Source organism: Aeromonas cavernicola (assembly GCF_002795305.1).
GTDB lineage: Bacteria > Pseudomonadota > Gammaproteobacteria > Enterobacterales > Aeromonadaceae > Aeromonas > Aeromonas cavernicola.
In genome coordinates this window covers 57,642-74,062 of sequence record NZ_PGGC01000044.1, presented here as the reverse complement: position 1 = coordinate 74,062, position 16,421 = coordinate 57,642, and the positions used below count along the sequence as shown (strand labels likewise).

At 57.0% G+C, this 16,421-nt stretch carries 15 protein-coding genes and 1 tRNA gene; 13 read left to right on the top strand and 3 right to left on the bottom strand.

The window, feature by feature from the left end:
- Positions 1 to 131: 131 nt before the first annotated feature.
- Complete coding sequence (locus CUC53_RS05005) at positions 132 to 596, bottom strand: thioesterase family protein (RefSeq protein ID WP_167386686.1); 465 nt, start codon at positions 594 to 596, stop codon at positions 132 to 134.
- A gap of 133 nt (positions 597 to 729) precedes the next feature.
- Here CUC53_RS05005 and recQ point away from each other — a divergent pair, with 133 nt between their 5' ends.
- The 4 genes from recQ (at position 730) to CUC53_RS04985 (ending at position 5,255) form a co-directional block, all read left to right on the top strand.
- Complete coding sequence (recQ, locus tag CUC53_RS05000) at positions 730 to 2,565, top strand: ATP-dependent DNA helicase RecQ (protein ID WP_100293132.1); 1,836 nt, start codon at positions 730 to 732, stop codon at positions 2,563 to 2,565.
- 182 nt (positions 2,566 to 2,747) lie between these two features.
- On the top strand, positions 2,748 to 4,175 hold the full coding sequence (locus tag CUC53_RS04995) for a protein adenylyltransferase SelO (RefSeq protein WP_100293131.1): 1,428 nt from the start codon (positions 2,748 to 2,750) through the stop codon (positions 4,173 to 4,175).
- 24 nt (positions 4,176 to 4,199) lie between these two features.
- Positions 4,200 to 4,487 (top strand): DUF3630 family protein, encoded by a 288-nt coding sequence (locus CUC53_RS04990; RefSeq protein ID WP_100293130.1) that lies wholly within the window; start codon positions 4,200 to 4,202, stop codon positions 4,485 to 4,487.
- Positions 4,488 to 4,580: 93 nt separating this feature from the next.
- Entirely contained in the window at positions 4,581 to 5,255 is a 675-nt protein-coding gene (locus CUC53_RS04985) for a 7-cyano-7-deazaguanine/7-aminomethyl-7-deazaguanine transporter (protein ID WP_100293129.1), read from the top strand.
- Between the two features lie 108 nt (positions 5,256 to 5,363).
- On the opposite strand, the gene CUC53_RS04980 is transcribed toward CUC53_RS04985, so the two are convergent.
- Entirely contained in the window at positions 5,364 to 5,897 is a 534-nt protein-coding gene (locus tag CUC53_RS04980; protein ID WP_100293128.1) for an RDD family protein, read from the bottom strand.
- Positions 5,898 to 6,040: 143 nt separating this feature from the next.
- Between CUC53_RS04980 and CUC53_RS04975 the strand changes: the two genes are divergently transcribed.
- The 9 genes from CUC53_RS04975 to CUC53_RS19445 all read left to right on the top strand — a co-directional run bounded on the left by CUC53_RS04975 (position 6,041) and on the right by CUC53_RS19445 (position 15,628).
- A tRNA-Leu gene (locus CUC53_RS04975) sits at positions 6,041 to 6,126 on the top strand.
- Positions 6,127 to 6,629: 503 nt separating this feature from the next.
- Positions 6,630 to 9,098: an EcoAI/FtnUII family type I restriction enzme subunit R gene (hsdR, locus tag CUC53_RS04970; protein ID WP_100293127.1), complete on the top strand. Its 2,469-nt coding sequence runs from the start codon at positions 6,630 to 6,632 to the stop codon at positions 9,096 to 9,098.
- 120 nt (positions 9,099 to 9,218) lie between these two features.
- Positions 9,219 to 10,718 (top strand): N-6 DNA methylase, encoded by a 1,500-nt coding sequence (locus tag CUC53_RS04965; RefSeq protein ID WP_100293126.1) that lies wholly within the window; start codon positions 9,219 to 9,221, stop codon positions 10,716 to 10,718.
- A complete protein-coding gene (locus CUC53_RS04960) occupies positions 10,711 to 11,130 on the top strand; it encodes a virulence RhuM family protein (RefSeq protein WP_100293125.1) in 420 nt (139 codons plus the stop codon). Before CUC53_RS04965 ends, CUC53_RS04960 begins: the two co-directional genes overlap by 8 nt.
- Positions 11,130 to 11,528, top strand: coding sequence for a DUF1016 N-terminal domain-containing protein (locus CUC53_RS04955; protein ID WP_201796715.1), 399 nt, complete (start codon positions 11,130 to 11,132; stop codon positions 11,526 to 11,528). Before CUC53_RS04960 ends, CUC53_RS04955 begins: the two co-directional genes overlap by 1 nt.
- Positions 11,521 to 12,522, top strand: a complete 1,002-nt coding sequence (locus CUC53_RS04950; protein WP_100293124.1) for a virulence RhuM family protein/type II toxin-antitoxin system death-on-curing family toxin — start codon at positions 11,521 to 11,523, stop codon at positions 12,520 to 12,522. Before CUC53_RS04955 ends, CUC53_RS04950 begins: the two co-directional genes overlap by 8 nt.
- Positions 12,519 to 14,333 carry a restriction endonuclease subunit S gene (locus tag CUC53_RS04945; RefSeq protein WP_100293123.1) on the top strand — a complete coding sequence of 605 codons (1,815 nt, stop codon included), beginning with the start codon at positions 12,519 to 12,521 and terminating at the stop codon, positions 14,331 to 14,333. Before CUC53_RS04950 ends, CUC53_RS04945 begins: the two co-directional genes overlap by 4 nt.
- Positions 14,333 to 15,301 (top strand): Abi family protein, encoded by a 969-nt coding sequence (locus tag CUC53_RS04940; protein WP_100293122.1) that lies wholly within the window; start codon positions 14,333 to 14,335, stop codon positions 15,299 to 15,301. Before CUC53_RS04945 ends, CUC53_RS04940 begins: the two co-directional genes overlap by 1 nt.
- 204 nt (positions 15,302 to 15,505) lie before the next feature.
- Positions 15,506 to 15,628, top strand: coding sequence for a hypothetical protein (locus CUC53_RS19445; protein WP_272896755.1), 123 nt, complete (start codon positions 15,506 to 15,508; stop codon positions 15,626 to 15,628).
- A 158-nt stretch (positions 15,629 to 15,786) separates the two neighbouring features.
- On the opposite strand, the gene CUC53_RS04935 is transcribed toward CUC53_RS19445, so the two are convergent.
- The gene (locus CUC53_RS04935; RefSeq protein WP_100293121.1) at positions 15,787 to 16,413 is read right to left on the bottom strand and encodes a PepSY-associated TM helix domain-containing protein; all 627 of its coding nucleotides are present in this window, start codon (positions 16,411 to 16,413) and stop codon (positions 15,787 to 15,789) included.
- Positions 16,414 to 16,421 lie beyond the last annotated feature (8 nt).

Here is a 16,421-nt window from a genome sequence, read left to right as displayed (position 1 = left end):
GCGGCCTTTTTGCATCACGGCAGCAACGCTAGGTTATCCCCCTCTTATCCCCTCGCAGCCAGTAGATCACACTCGCGTTAATCCCAGTCAGGTTGCGGGTAAAGTGCGCCGTGCGCGCCAGTCACTCGCCACTACCCCACTAAATAGGTGCCAGTGCCAAACGCAATGTGGGTGCCTTGCTCGTTGTGCAGCTCCATTCTGGCAACCGCCACCTTGCTGCCCGCTCGGATAATGTGGGCGGTGGCGATAAACTCGTTGCCGCGCCCTGGGCGCAGATAGTCAACCCGCAAGTCGATGGTACCAAGGCGAGAAAAACGCTCCTTGAGGTAGCTGTGGGAGAAATCCTCCAGCTCGTCGATGCAGGAGGCGGCGACGATCATACCGCCCGCCACATCCAGTAGCGTGGCGGTGACGCCGCCGTGCAGGATGTGGTGGAAAGGGTTGCCGATCAGCTTCTCGTCCATCTTGATCCGCAGCTCCACCTTGTCGAAGTCGTAGTGGGTCACCTGCATCCCGATCAGCTTGTTAAACGGCATCTTTTCGGCAAACAGGTTGGCAATGCCACTGAGCGCCATCTTCTTGAGCATCTGCTTCATTCTCTGATCCCAATCCTTGTCAGCACAGCGGAGTAAAAGCTCAAGCCAGTCTGCAACAGTTCGTTAACAGCCGCAATGGCAGGTTTATTGTGAGCGGCAGCTGCTTTAGAATGGCGACCCCAAAGGAGAGCCCATGACCGCGATTGCCGACACCCTGCCCGATCCTCAGCCAGAAACCGCCCTCGCGCTGTTACAGGCGGTGTTCGGCTATCAGCAGTTCCGGCCGGGCCAGCAGGAGATCATCGAGCAGATCGTCGCGGGGCGCGATGCGCTGGTGCTCAAACCGACCGGCGGCGGTAAGTCACTCTGTTACCAGATCCCTGCCCTGCTACGGCCCGGGCTCGGGGTGGTGGTATCACCGCTAATTTCACTGATGAAGGATCAGGTCGATAGCCTGCGCGCCAACGGCGTGGCGGCGGCCTATATCAACTCGGCCCTGAGCCGGGAAGAGATGATCCAGCACATCGCCGCCATGCGCCGTGGCGACATCAAAATCGTCTATGTCTCCCCCGAACGACTGTTGCAACACGAATTTATGGATCGGCTGGCCGAGCTGCCACTGAGCCTATTCGCCATCGACGAGGCCCACTGCGTCTCCCAGTGGGGCCACGATTTTCGGCCAGAATACGCCGCGCTCGGGCGGCTTAAGCAATGGTTCCCGCAGGTGCCGGTGGTGGCGCTCACTGCCACCGCTGATGAAGCGACCCGCAGCGACATGCTGCACCGGTTGGAGCTGAGCGATCCCTTTATCCACACCGCCAGCTTCGACCGCCCCAATATCCGCTATAGCTTGGTGGAGAAATTCAAGGCCGCCGAGCAGCTGCTGCGCTACGTGCAGAGCCAGAAGGGCAACTGCGGCATCGTCTACTGCTCCAGCCGCAATCGGGTGGAAGAGGTGGCCGAGCGGCTCTCCCGCCACGGCTGCAAAGCGGCGCCCTATCACGCTGGGCTGCCCCTTGAACAGCGCCAGCAGACCCAAGATGCCTTCCTCAAGGATGACATCGAGATCGTGGTGGCCACAGTGGCGTTTGGCATGGGCATCGACAAGCCCAATGTGCGTTTCGTGGTGCACTACGACATCCCAAAGAACATCGAATCCTACTATCAGGAGACCGGCCGCGCCGGCCGTGATGGCACCCCCGCCGAGGCGCTGCTGCTGTACGATCCTGCCGATATTGGTCGGGTGCGGCGCCTGCTCGACAATATCGAGAACCCCCACCAGTTACAGGTAGAGCAGTACAAACTCAACGTGATGGCCGCTTTTGCCGAAGCGCAAACCTGCCGCCGTCAGGTGCTGCTCAACTACTTTGGCGAGTACAACGACAAGCCGTGCGGCAACTGCGATATCTGTCTCGATCCGCCCAAGAGCTATGACGGCACCGAAGATGGCCAAAAAGCGCTCTCCTGCGTCTGGCGGGTGGGCCAGAATTTCGGAGTGGGTTATGTGGTGGAGGTGCTGCGCGGCTCGCTCAACCAGCGGATCAAGGATCACGGCCACGACAAACTCTCGACCTACGGCATCGGCAAGGATCAGAGCCACGAATATTGGATGAGCGTGATCCGTCAGCTGATCCACAAGGGGCTGCTGACCCAGAACATCACCCGCAATCTGGTGTTGCAATTGACCGAGGCCGCCCGCCCCGTGCTGCGCGGCGAGCTGAAACTGACACTGGCGGTGCCCCGCTTGCAGCCCATTTCCAGTCGCAAAGAGAAGCGCAACGATCTGCTCGATAACGCCAACTACGATAAGCGCTTGTTCAAGGAGTTGCGCGGCCTGCGCAAACAGATCGCCGAAGATGAAGAGGTGCCGCCCTACGTGGTGTTCAACGATGCCACCCTAGTAGAAATGGCCCAACTCATGCCAATGACCGAGAACGAGATGCTGGCGATCAACGGCGTCGGCCACCGCAAGCTAGAGCGCTTCGGCGAGGCCTTTATGGACCTGATCATCGACTACTGCCGCAGGTAGCGAGCAACTCAGGTGGAAATGGGCTCAACTCATGCCAATGACCGAGGACGAGATGCTGGCGATCAACGGCGTCGGTCACCGCAAGCTGGAACGCTGCGCCGAGCGTCATCGACGGTTAGCTGGAAGCCGCCAATAGCGGTATAAAGGGTAACCCTGAGGATACCCACGGATGCACCGCCCCCATGAAGCTTATCAACACCTTTGCCACTGAACTGCCTTGGGCTTGTGAGCCCGTGGTCCCGCAGCCACTGCAGGATGCGCAGTTATTACACCTCAATCGCGATCTGCTCGCCGAACTGGGGCTTGCCGAGGTCAGCGATGCACACTGGCTCGCTTGCTGTGGGGAGGGGCGACCGCTCCCTGGGATGCAGCCGGTGGCACAGGTCTATGCCGGCCATCAGTTTGGCGGCTACAGCCCACGGCTCGGCGATGGGCGGGCGCTGCTGTTGGCTGAACAGCAGGCGCCAGATGGCCAGCGCTGGGATCTTCATCTCAAGGGGGCAGGCAAAACCCCGTTCTCCCGTTTTGGCGATGGCCGCGCCGTGCTGCGCTCCAGCATTCGCGAGTATCTCGCCAGTGAGGCCCTGCATGCCCTCGGCATCCCCACCACCCGCGCGTTAGTGCTGGTGGCCAGCCAAGAGCCGGTTTATCGCGAACAAGTCGAGACAGGGGCGACCGTGCTGCGCACCGCCCCTAGCCATCTGCGCTTTGGCCATATCGAGTATTTCGCTTGGAGCGGACAGGGGGAGAAGATCCCGCTGCTGCTCGATTATCTGCTGCGCCACCACTTCCCCGAGCTGAATAATGGCGCCGAGCTGTTTACCGAAGTGGTGCGCCGCACCGCGCGACTGATTGCCAAGTGGCAGGCGGCGGGCTTTTGTCACGGGGTGATGAACACCGACAACATGTCGCTACTCGGCCTGACCCTAGATTACGGCCCCTACGGCTTTATCGATGCCTACGTGCCTGATTTTGTCTGCAATCACTCAGATCCGGCGGGCCGTTACGCGCTGGATCAGCAGCCGGCGGTCGGCTATTGGAATCTGCAAAAGCTGGCGCAGGCACTGGCAGGCCATGTGGACGATGCCGCACTGGCCGCGGCGTTGGCCCAGTACGAGCAGCAGCTGATGCTGCACTACTCCGAACTAATGCGGGCCAAACTGGGGTTGGCGGTGTGGCAGGAGGATGACCCAGCGCTGTTCCGTGAGCTGTTCCGGCTGCTGGCGGCAAATAAGGTGGATTACCACCTGTTCCTGCGCCGTCTCGGTGAGGTGACGCAAGAGGGGGCATGGCCTGCGTCTCTGCTGGCCCTGTTGCCTGATCCGGCCATTTGGCAGGCGTGGCTGGAACGCTATCGGCTGCGACTGGCCAGTGAAGGGAGCGAGGATGGGGCGCGCAAAGCGCAGATGGATGCCATCAATCCCAAATATGTGCTGCGCAATACTCTGGCCCAGCAGGTGATCGAAGCCGCCGAGCAGGGCAACATGGCGCCGTTCGAGCGGCTGTTCACCGCCCTGCGCCGTCCCTATGATGAGCAACCCGACTATGAGGATCTCGCCACCCCTAACCCTGCGTGGTATTGCGGCGGCGAGCTTTCTTGCAGTAGTTAAGGGGCTGTCGCTAAGAGGTACTAGATGAACTGGCGAATAATTGAGACCGACCCCACCACGGGGGTGATATTGCTGACCTGCCCCGCACTGGCGTGGGATAACTTCCCCGCCCTCGCCCCCCAGCTGTTAGCCGCGTGGGAGCTGGAGCTGCTTGAGCAAGAGTCCGGCGCTGACCGACACAGCTGGCGAGTGGCGTTTGAAGGCAGCCAGCTGCGGCTGGAATATGATCACTACAGCGGCTGCTGGCTCGACGCGGTACTCCCCGAGGATCGTGAGGTGCTGTACTGGCTCGCCCGCCAGCATAAAGATTGAACTCTCGGCGGCGGTGGGTATAATGCCGCCCCTCAATTATCGCCATGGTGGCGATATGGGTTCCCTAACCCCATTAACCAAAAAGGTCACAATATGAATCTGACCCCTGCTCAGCACCAGACGGCGCTGATGCGCCTCTCGTTGTTCCACATCCTGATCATTGCCAGCAGTAACTATCTGGTGCAGCTGCCGATCACCGTGTTTGGCTTCCATACCACCTGGGGGGCATTTAGCTTCCCGTTTATCTTTCTGGCCACCGACCTGACGGTGCGGATCTTCGGGGCAGGCCTAGCCCGCAAGATCATCCAGACCGTGATGCTGCCCGCCTTGGCTGTCTCCTACGTGCTCTCGGTGCTCTTTTTTGAAGGGAGCTTTCAGGGCCTTGGCCAGCTGGCCGATTTTAACCTGTTCGTGGCACGCATCGCCTTGGCCAGCTTTATGGCTTATCTGGTGGGACAGTTTATGGATGTGGTGGTCTTTAACCGCCTGCGCTTGCTCAAACACTGGTGGATTGCTCCTGCGGCATCCACCCTGTTTGGCAATCTGGTCGATACCATTACTTTCTTCAGCATCGCGTTTTGGCGCAGCACTGACCCCTTCATGGCCGAACATTGGGTCGAGATTGCCACCGTGGACTACGTGTTCAAACTGTTGATTAGCTTAGGGTTGTTTGTCCCGCTCTACGGCGTGTTGCTGCGCTACCTGAGCCGTAAACTCTTGGGCAACGCAGAACAAGCAAGGCTGCATACCGCCACGCGCTCAGCCTAATAAGCCCATCGCCCGGCCAGTACCACAACGCCCGCCACCAGCACAGCTGGCGGCGGGCGTTGCTTATTGGGCGCGTAGCAGAGGGGGCGACCCAGCGGCCGCCGCCCATTACTTATTGAGCATTTCCAGATTTTCCTGTTTATCCAGCACCACTACCTCACATTCAGCCCAGATATCCTGAAATGCACGGGGGGCGGCGCGGTTAAACAGACACATCAGATTACCCAGCCCAAACGCCGCAGTGGCCAACCGGATCAACGCCTGAGTCACCCGGATCGGGCTGCCATCTTTATTCTGGATACGCAAACGCCACGCACGCATCCCCAGCGTCTGCCCCGCTCTGGTCCAGAACCAGCCATAAAACCCAAATCCCACCACGGCAAGCCAGGCGGTATAAATCAAGCTGAAGCGGTGGCGAGTCAACAACCATAAGGCGTCCTCTCCCTCCGGCACACTCGCAAGCTCAGTGGCCAGTAACAACTCGGCGATGCCCATGCCAATAAAGCCCGCAATGATCAGCAGCGACGCCACCACCAATCCGTCATATAACAGGGCGCCAAGGCGCCGTAGCAGCCCAGCAGAAGGGTGATGAGGTGTCGACACAGCGGAGGGAGTAACAGAGATGGGTTTACGCTTGGCCATTATTTTTCTTCCTATAAAATGATGGCCGCATTCTATGTAACTAGTTCTTTATCAGCAAGTTGTTGAATAAATAAGCAAATGATTGCATTACTTTGAAAAACATCTTGCATGGCATCGCGCCATTCGTATAATCGCCCGCAGTTGCCCGGGTGGCGAAATCGGTAGACGCAGCGGATTCAAAATCCGCCGATGAATAATCGTGTCGGTTCGAGTCCGACCCCGGGCACCATTAGAATTCAATGACTTAAGGCCATCCTAGCGGGTGGCCTTACGTTTTTCTGGTTTAAAATGGCGACAGCGTGGCGGCAGAGCATTAACTGTCCATATCAGTGTCCGCTGAGGTTTAGGATCAAAGCCTAGGTGCGCCCCATCGCGGCGACGCCAACCCAGCCAGCCCCAACACCTTGCCCTACCCTAGCCCCCTTGCCCCTCTCCCTTGCTGGCGCGGCAGCCTGTTGGTTTTGCGCATCCCACAATTTTGCTCAACCGACTGTGTTACTTATCCCACAGGGCGCACTCACGGCGACACCGTCTCAGCGTCACTGCCGCGTGGGGCGCCTCGGCGGCCATATGGGCTATTGCCAGCATTAGTTGCCAGCATATGTTTAAAATTGGTGCCGCCGATGCCCCACTCGGCACAGAGTCATCGTGTTTTTGAGTCTCAGATCAAGCCATCCAAAGGGCGGTTGTGAGACAATCTCGCGCAATCTGTCCCGCAAACGGAAACGGTTCATGGTCGAGATCAACAAAGCCACGCTCAGCGAAGCTGACATCATCGCTAAATACCTGCTGCCCGCCATCAAAGCGGCGGGGTGGGACGATCTGACCCAGATCCGCCACGAGGTGAAACTGCGGGATGGCAAAGTGGTGGTGCGCGGCCAGCTGGCCGCCCGCAAGAAGGTCAAATCGGCCGATATCGTGCTCTATCACAAGCTGGGCTTGCCACTGGCGGTGATCGAGGCCAAAGCCAACCGGCATGAGATTGGTAAGGGGATGCAGCAGGGGCTCGATTATGCCCGCCTGCTGGATGTGCCGTTCGTGTTCGCCAGCAACGGCGATGGCTTTATCTTTCATGACAAGACCAACTCAGCCAAGCTGGAATCCGAGCTGGCGCTGGCGGATTTCCCCAGCCCAAGCCAGCTGTGGGACAGATTTTGTCAGTGGAAGGGCTACAGCCAAGCGCAGTTGCCCGTCATCAGCCAAGACTACTACTCCGATGGCAGTGACAAAACTCCCCGCTACTACCAGCTGCAAGCCATCAACAAGACCGTGGCAGCCATATCAAAAGGTGAGGATCGGGTATTGCTGGTGATGGCCACCGGCACTGGCAAAACCTACACCGCGTTTCAGATCATCTGGCGTTTGTGGAAGGCGGGGGCCAAGCAGCGCATCCTGTTTTTGGCTGATCGCAACATTCTGGTGGATCAGACCAAGATCAATGACTTCCAGCCCTTCGGCTCGGCCATGACCAGGATTACTGGGCGCACTGTCGATCCTGCCTATGAGATCCATCTTGCCCTCTATCAGGCGCTCACTGGGCCAGAAGAATCACAGAAAGCCTTCAAGCAGGTCTCCCCTGATTTTTTTGATCTGATCGTGGTGGATGAGTGCCATCGGGGCAGCGCCGCCGACGACAGCGCGTGGCGCGAGATCCTCGAATACTTCTCATCGGCCACCCAGATTGGCCTCACCGCCACCCCCAAAGAGACCGAGACCGTCTCCAGCACTGATTACTTCGGTGACCCTGTTTATAGCTACTCCCTGAAAGAGGGGATCGAAGATGGTTTTCTTGCCCCCTACAAGGTGGTGCGGGTCGATATCGATGTGGATTTGCAGGGCTGGCGTCCTACCAAAGGGCAGCTGGACAAACAGGGCAACCAGATTGAAGACCGCATCTATAACCAGCAGGATTTCGACCGCGCTTTGGTGATCGACGAGCGCACCCAGCTGGTGGCCGAAACCATCACCAACTACCTCAAGAAAACTGACCCGATGGCCAAGACCATCGTGTTTTGCAACGACATCGATCATGCCGACCGGATGCGGCGGGCCTTGGTCAACCTCAACCCGGAACAGATGGCCAAGGACGATCGCTACGTGATGAAAATCACCGGCGATGATGAGTTGGGTAAGGCCCAGCTTGAGAACTTCATCAACCCGAAAAAGCCCTATCCGGTCATCGCAACTACCTCCGAGCTGATGACCACCGGCGTCGATGCCAAGACCTGCAAGCTGGTGGTGCTGGATCAACACATCCAGTCCATGACCAAGTTCAAACAGATCATCGGCCGTGGCACCCGTATCGACGACAAGTACGGCAAGCTCTGGTTTACCATTCTTGACTTCAAGAAGGCCACCGAGCTGTTTGCTGATCCCCGTTTCGATGGCGAGCCGGAGCGGGTCATGGTGGTCAGCCCAGCCGACATCAACAACCCCGATGATGATCTGGGCGATCTCATTGACGGCGCCGATCCACTGCCAGCCGATCAACCCGGCGATCATAACGATCCGTTTGCCCTTGGGATCGATGAGGATCCCAACCACTACACAACCGATAGTGATGGTGGTCAGTGTGGCACTGAGTGCGGCGCAGGGGGTCAGGGTGCAGGCCCGCTGGGCGACCCCGAGCCAGGGGTCAGCAAGTATTATGTCAACGGCGTGGCGGTCAGCGTCATGGCCAAGCGGGTGCAGTATTACGATGCCGATGGCAAGCTGGTGACCGAATCCTTCAAGGACTACACCAAAAAGACCCTGCTCAAGGAGTTTGCCACCCTCGATGCGTTCAGCAAACGCTGGCAAGGGGCGCAGCGCAAGCAAGCCATCATGGATGAGCTGGCACAGGCGGGCGTGCTGTGGGAGGTGTTGGAGCAGGAAGTGGGTAGGGATCTCGACCCGTTCGACCTTATCTGCCATGTGGTATACGATCAGCCGCCGCTGACCCGCCGCGAGCGGGCCAACAACGTCAAAAAGCGCAACTACTTCACCAAATACAACGACACCGCCCAGCGGGTATTGACCCGCCTGCTCGATAAATATGCCGATCAGGGGGTGATCGAGATTGAGACCAAAGATGCGCTAAAAGTGGCCCCCTTTACCGAGCTGGGCCGCCCGCTGGAGTTGGCCAAGAAGGGCTTTGGTGGCGCCAAACAGTTCGAGCAGGCCATCACCGAGCTGGAGCAAGAGATTTACCGGCACGCCTGACACCAAGGCGGCCACCGTACCACCAAGCGGCCATGGCAATCATGGCCGCTTGTGTTTATTGATATTGCCGACGCATTCACCCCGGTATTCGTCACCCTTTAGTAACAAGCAGAGAAGCACATGTCATCCATCAGCTCAGTTATCAAATCCATTCAAGACATCATGCGCAAAGACGCCGGCATCGACGGCGATGCCCAGCGCCTCGGTCAGCTCTCTTGGCTGCTGTTTTTGAAAGTGTTCGACGCCCAAGAAGAGGAGCTGGAGTTTGAGCAGGATAACTACCGTTGCCCCATCCCCGAGCGTTTCCTGTGGCGCAACTGGGCGGCCGATAGCGAAGGGCTGACCGGCGATGCCCTGCTCGATTTCGTCAACAACGATCTGTTCGACTCGTTAAAAAACCTGCCCGCCAGTATCAGCCTCAACCCCCGTGGTTATGTGGTGAAAGAGGCGTTTTCAGATGCCTTTAACTACATGAAAAACGGCACCCTGCTTAAGCAGGTGATCAACAAGCTGAACGAAATCGACTTTACCGACAGCAGCGAGCGCCACCTGTTTGGTGACATTTACGAGCAGATCCTGCGCGATCTGCAAAGTGCCGGTAACGCGGGCGAGTTCTACACTCCCCGCGCCGTCACCCGCTTTATGGTCAACCGCATCGACCCCAAACTCGGCGAGCGGATCATGGACCCGGCCTGTGGCACCGGCGGCTTTCTCGCCTGCGCCTTCGATCATGTCAAAGCGCACTATGTCGAGACCTCAGCCGACCATCAGACCTTGCAGCAGCAGATCCTCGGGGTCGAGAAGAAGCAGCTGCCCCATCTGCTGTGCACCACCAATATGCTGCTGCACGGCATCGAGGTGCCGGTGCAAATTCGCCACGGCAACACCCTCGACAAACCGCTGTCGAGCTGGGATAGCAATATCGATGTGATCCTCAGCAACCCGCCCTTTGGCGGTACTGAAGAGGATGGCATCGAGCAGAACTTCCCGGCCGATCTGCGCACCCGCGAAACCGCCGACCTGTTCTTGCAGCTGATTATCGAGGTGCTCGCCCCAGCAACAGATGGCAAGGGCGGGCGCGCCGCCGTGGTGCTGCCCGATGGCACCCTGTTTGGCGAAGGGGTCAAAACCAAGATCAAACAACTGCTGACCAGTGAGTGCAACCTGCACACCATAGTGCGGCTACCCAACGGGGTGTTTGCCCCCTATACCGGCATCAAGACCAATATCCTGTTCTTCACCAAGGGCGCACCCACCAAAGAGGTGTGGTTCTACGAGCACCCCTATCCGGCTGGGGTAAAGAGCTACAGCAAAACCAAGCCGATGAAGTTCGAGGAGTTTGACGCCGAGATCGCTTGGTGGGGCGATGAGGCAGACGGCTTTGCCGCCCGGGTTGAGAACGAACAGGCGTGGAAGGTCAGCATCGACGAGATTGTGGCCCGTAACTTCAACCTCGATATTAAAAACCCCCATGTCGGCGAGCAGATAAGCCACGATCCCGACGAGTTGCTGGCGCGCTATGCCACAGAACAGGCCGAGATCCAGACCCTGCGTGACCAGCTACAAGCCATTCTGGGTGATGCCTTGGGCAAAGGCGGGGCAGATCAACGCCATGAATGAGACCACTCAAGAGATCGCCATCTTCGAGGGGGAGAACGGCGACATTGCCGTCACCCTGCAACAAGAGACCGTCTGGCTCAATCAGGCCCAACTGGCAGGCCTGTTTGCCAAAAACAAACGCACCATCTCCGAGCATATTCGCAACCTGTTTAAAGAGGGCGAGCTTGAAGAGAGCGCAGTTGTCCGGAATTTCCGGACAACTGCCAGCGATGGTAAAAGCTACGATACCCAACACTACAACCTCGATGTCATCATCTCAGTGGGCTATCGGGTCAAGTCACCGCAAGGGGTGCGCTTTCGCCAGTGGGCCACCAGACAACAAAGGCCAGCAACCAACAACATGACTCAGACCACCGCCCTGCGGGTAATACATCCAGCGCAAGGCAAAGGTGAACAACGCGGAGCCGCATAATGAGCAATCCCGTCGATCGGTTACCCCATCATCAGCTCATTGCTGAGTTAAAGCAGCTGATCACCACAGCCAAGCAGCAAGTACAGGTGCACGTTAACGCACAGATGACCCTGCTCTATTGGCAGCTCGGCCACACCCTGCAACACCACATGCTCAACAACCAACGGGCAGACTACGCCAAGCAGTGGGTAAAACAGATCGCCAAGCAACTGACCGAGGAATATGGCAAAGGCTTTAATGAAAAAAGTCTGCGTAAAATGATGCAGTTCTATCAAGCCTTTCCCGAACAAGAGATTGTCGCGACGCTGTCGCGACAATTAAGTTGGTCGCACTTTATCGAGGTGCTGCCGATCACCGTGCCGCTTGGCAAGAACGGGGCAGATCAACGCCATGAATGAGACCACTCAAGAGATCGCCATCTTCGAGGGGGAGAACGGCGACATTGCCGTCACCCTGCAACAAGAGACCGTCTGGCTCAATCAGGCCCAACTGGCAGACCTGTTTGCCCGCGATCAATCGGTGGTCTCCCGCCATACCCGCAATGTATTTAGGGATGGCGAGCTGCCTGTCGCAGGCAATATGCAAAAAGTGCATATTGCTGGCAGTGACAAGCCGGTGACCCTCTACTCCCTCGATGTCATCATCTCAGTGGGCTATCGGGTCAAGTCACCGCAAGGGGTGCGCTTTCGCCAGTGGGCCACAAGGCTGCTAAAAGAGCACCTGATCAACGGCTACACCCTCAATCGTCAGCGCTTTGAGCAAAATGCCCGCGAACTGGAAGCAGCACTGGCACTGGTGCGCAAGGCGGCCCGTGGCGATGGGCTTAGCCTCGCCAGTGGTCGGGGGTTGGTGGAAATTATTAGCCGCTACACCCAAACCTTTCTCTGGCTACAACGCTATGACGAAGGGCTACTGACCGAGCCGACCGGCACCGAGGGCGGCATCTTGCTGGCCCCCGAGCAAGCCATGCAGGCGCTCGGCGAGCTAAAAGCCCAACTGATGGCGCGCGGTGAAGCCACCGAGCTGTTCGCCCGTCCACGCGGCGACGGACTGGCCGCCCTGCTCGGTAACCTTGGTCAGAGCGTATTTGGCCAGAGCGCCTACCCCACCGTGCAGAGCAAGGCCGCACACCTGCTCTATTTTGTGGTGAAAAACCACCCCTTTACCGATGGCAACAAGCGCAGCGCCGCCTTGTTGTTTGTCGATTTTCTCTATCGCAATCAGGCGCTGTGGCTGGCAAGTGGCGAGCCGATCATCAACGACAGCGGGCTAGCGGCCCTGACCCTGTTGGTAGCCGAGTCGGCCCCAGCACAAAAAGAGACCCTGATCCGCCTGATCATCAACATGCTGACCCCGGCAATCGCTGCGACTGACTTTGGAACCACCCCATGAACCCTATCGATACCCTGATCACCGACCATCTGGATCTCTGGACGGCGGCGGTGCGCCCCAAAAGCAGTGCCGGACGCGGCAGCAGTAGCAAGCTGGAGCTGACCGGCATCAAAAAGCTGCGTGAGCTGATTCTGGAATTGGCCGTGCGCGGCAAACTGGTACCACAAGACCCCAGCGATGAACCGGCCTCCGTCCTGCTGGAACGGATTGCCGCCGAAAAAGCGCGGCTGGTGAAAGAGGGCAAAATCAAAAAGCCCAAAGCCATGCCGGAAATTAGTGAAGAAGAGAAGCCGTTTGAATTACCGGAGGGATGGGAGTGGTGTCGACTCTCTGAACTAGGTGTTTTTTTTGGTGGGAAAACACCTAGTAAAATGAAGTCAGATTATTGGGGGGGGGATATTCCTTGGGTGACACCAAAGGATATGAAAGTTGACTACATAATTGAATCAGAAGATTACGTAACAGATCTTGCAGTTGATGATGGACTTACTTTGGTAAAACCAAATTCGCTATTATTTGTTGCGAGAAGTGGAATCTTGAGAAGGAAATTCCCCGTTGCCATTACAACTGTCACATGTACAGTGAATCAAGATTTAAAAGTATTGCAACCATTTGATTGTGGATTGACTCCGTATATTCATTTAATGATGAAAGGATTTGAGCAATACATTTTAAAAAATTTAACTAAAGTCGGAACTACAGTGGAAAGCTTGGTTTTTGATGAGTTTTCAATAAATCCATTTATATTACCTCCGCTTTTTGAGCAACAACGCATCGTTGCCAAAGTCGATGAATTAATGGCCCTCTGCGACCAGTTGGAGCAGTGCAGCGAATCGCAGTTGGCGGCCCATCAGACGCTGGTTGAGACCCTGCTCGGCGCTTTATTGCAGCCTGCGGCTGCCGCTGAGGGCTCACTGACAGACTCCTGCGATGCCGAGGAGTTAAGCCAAAACTGGGCGCGGCTCAGCACTCACTTCGATACTCTCTTTACCACCGAAGCCAGCATCGACGCCTTAAAACAGACCATCCTGCAACTGGCGGTAATGGGCAAGCTGGTACCGCAAGACCTGAGCGATGAACCAGCCGCAGCTTTGCTGGAGCGCATCGCTGCCGAAAAGGCGCGGCTGGTCAAAGAGAAGAAAATTAAAAAAGAGAAACCGCTTCCTGCAATCAGCGAAGAAGAAAAACCGTTTGAATTACCTAATGGATGGGAATGGTGTCGCTTGAATGATTTGGCATTATCATCAGAGGCTGGCTGGAGCCCTCAATGTGAAGCCAACCCAAGAGAAAATAAAAATTGGGGTGTGCTTAAGGTTAGTGCCGTGACATGGGGTACATTTAAACCTGATGAAAACAAAGTATTGCCTAATGCTCTTGAACCTAAACCTGAATATGAAGTCCAGTCAGGTGATTTTCTTATTTCTCGTGCTAACACCGCTGAATTAGTTGCAAGAGCCGTTGTTGTTCCAGACGAAGTTCCGCCTTATTTGATGATGAGTGACAAAATCATTAGATTTAAATTTTCTAAATCTATTTTGGCTGATTACATCAATCTGGTTAATAACTCTGCTTTTTCTCGAACCTACTATGCAAAAGTCGCAGGTGGGACAAGCAGCTCAATGAAAAATGTTTCAAGAGTTCAAATTCAAAATTTGGTTATTGCTTTGCCACCGATGCTTGAGTCACGAGAGATAATCAAAAAAATAAATCAACTAATGACCCTCTGCGATCAACTAAAATCCCGCCTGCAAACCAGCCAGCAGACCCAACTTGCCTTGGCCGAGTCGCTGGTGGCAGGAGCCCTTGCCTGATGCCCTTCGCTCGCCCTTGGCTTAGCTATCAACAGCAACTGGATCAGCTGATTGGGCGCGGTATCACGGTCACCGACCGGGATGCCGCACTGAGCTATCTGGAGCGGATCGGCTATTACCGTTTAAGCGGCTACTGGTACCCGTTTCGCCGCTTTGAGCCCGCGGCTGAGGGGGAAAGCAAACGGGAGACCCGGGCGACCGACCAGTTTTGCCCCGACACCCATCTGTTGGATGCGGTGGAGCTCTATCTGTTCGACAAGAAGCTGCGCCTGTTGGTAGTGGATGCGCTGGAGCGGATCGAGGTGGCCTTGCGGGTCGATCTTGCCTATCTCCTTGGCAAGCGAAATACCTTTGCTCACCTCGATCGCAGCTACTTCCACCCCAGCTTTATCCGGCAGCCCGCATTCAGGGGAAGTCACCAGACCCGCTTTGAGGCGTGGATGGAGAAATACCGGGGGCTGGTAAAGCGCTCCAAAGAGGATTTTGTGCGCCACTACCATCAGCGCCATGGTGAGGAGCTGCCGATCTGGGTGGCGGTGGAGGTGTTTGATTTTGGCGCCATCTCGCAGCTGATCGGCATGATGAAGGTGTCGGATCAGCAGCATATCGCCAGCAAATACGGTCTGGACTGGCAGGTGTTTGCCAGCTGGATCTACGGCCTCAGTTACCTGCGCAATATCTGCGCCCATCATAGCCGCCTCTGGAACCGCAACGTAACGACGCAGGTGAAGTTGCCCAAGCCAAGAGAGGTGCAATGGTGCGATTTTCTGGCAAAAGATGATGAGCGGCTGGCCAAGCCATTCGTGTTGCTGGCCATCACACGGCATCTACTCAAGGTGATTTGCCCGAATACCCTGTGGCATCTGCGCCTGCGGGATCATCTGCTGACGTTCCCCACACAAAAGTCGGTGCGCAAGCTGGGGTTGGCAAACATGGGGTACATAGAGAACTGGCAGGAGTGGTGGTAAATCCACCAAATAAGAACCCCAGCGTAAGTTGCGAAGCAACCAAGAGGCCGGGGTCGTGTTGCGGATAAGACTATGTCCAGTCGACAGGATAGTCAAACTGTTTGTCTCACATTGAGCCAGAGAACCTGATGGTCTGGGACAGATAAAACGGGGTTCTCTGCACGTCATTGCTGATGTTTTTTTGTTTTATGACAAGGAGTTGCGATGCTAGATGCCATTTTTGGGGTGGTAAAGCTGGCCGCAGGGCAAGGGGCTATTACCGCTCGCCAAGTGACAGCAGCCCCTAATGCCGCGCCCTACTCAATCACACCACGGGGCCATGGCTAACGGCCCGCGCCCTTGATCCCATCACCTTACGCCGCCATACCGATGTGCGGCGCTACCCGTGTACGGTCCGGCTAGCTGCGCTTTCATCGCAGGGCGCTTCCATTCCATTTGCGGTGCGCTTTCATTTACGGTGCGCGGCGCAGGTCTGCCGGGGCTCGCTATCCCCACAGAGCAAACAGCAGGGTGCCGAGGGCGCCAGCGGTGCCAATCAGGATCACGATGCGGGGGTGGCCGTGCAGCTTGGTCCACATAAACAGGCTGGTGAGGGCCAGCAGCAGCAGGGCGATGGCAGCCAGATCGCCAAACAGTTGCCAGCCAAGGCCGGTGCCCATGCCGCGATGCAGGCGATTGAGGCTGGCGGCGAAGTTGGCTTGCTGCAATTCGGTGCGCACTTGCAAGGTGCCCGCCACATAGCTCGCCGCGACCGTCTGGCTCAGGCTGGCCCCTCGGATCTCCCAGCGGGCTGGTAGGGTCAACTCCCCGGTCGGGGTTGGCAGTGTTTGAGCAGGGGTGAGCATGGTCCGGCTCTGCTCGAAGTTATCAGGGTAGCGTTGTTGCAGCAGCGCTTTGAGGGCATCTGGGCTGGCAAGGGGCTGCGTTAGGGTGATCAGTTCGCTGGATTTATCGGTGTGCGGGCCGGGGATCGGCAGCACGGCGCGATGCTGCAACCAGAGCCCGGTGATGCCGTAAATCAGCATCAGGACGAGGGTGGCAAACCCAGCCCAAGCGTGAATGCGGCGTACCCATTTATTGTTATGAAGGGGGATTCGGCGGTGTTTGAGCATCTGCGGTG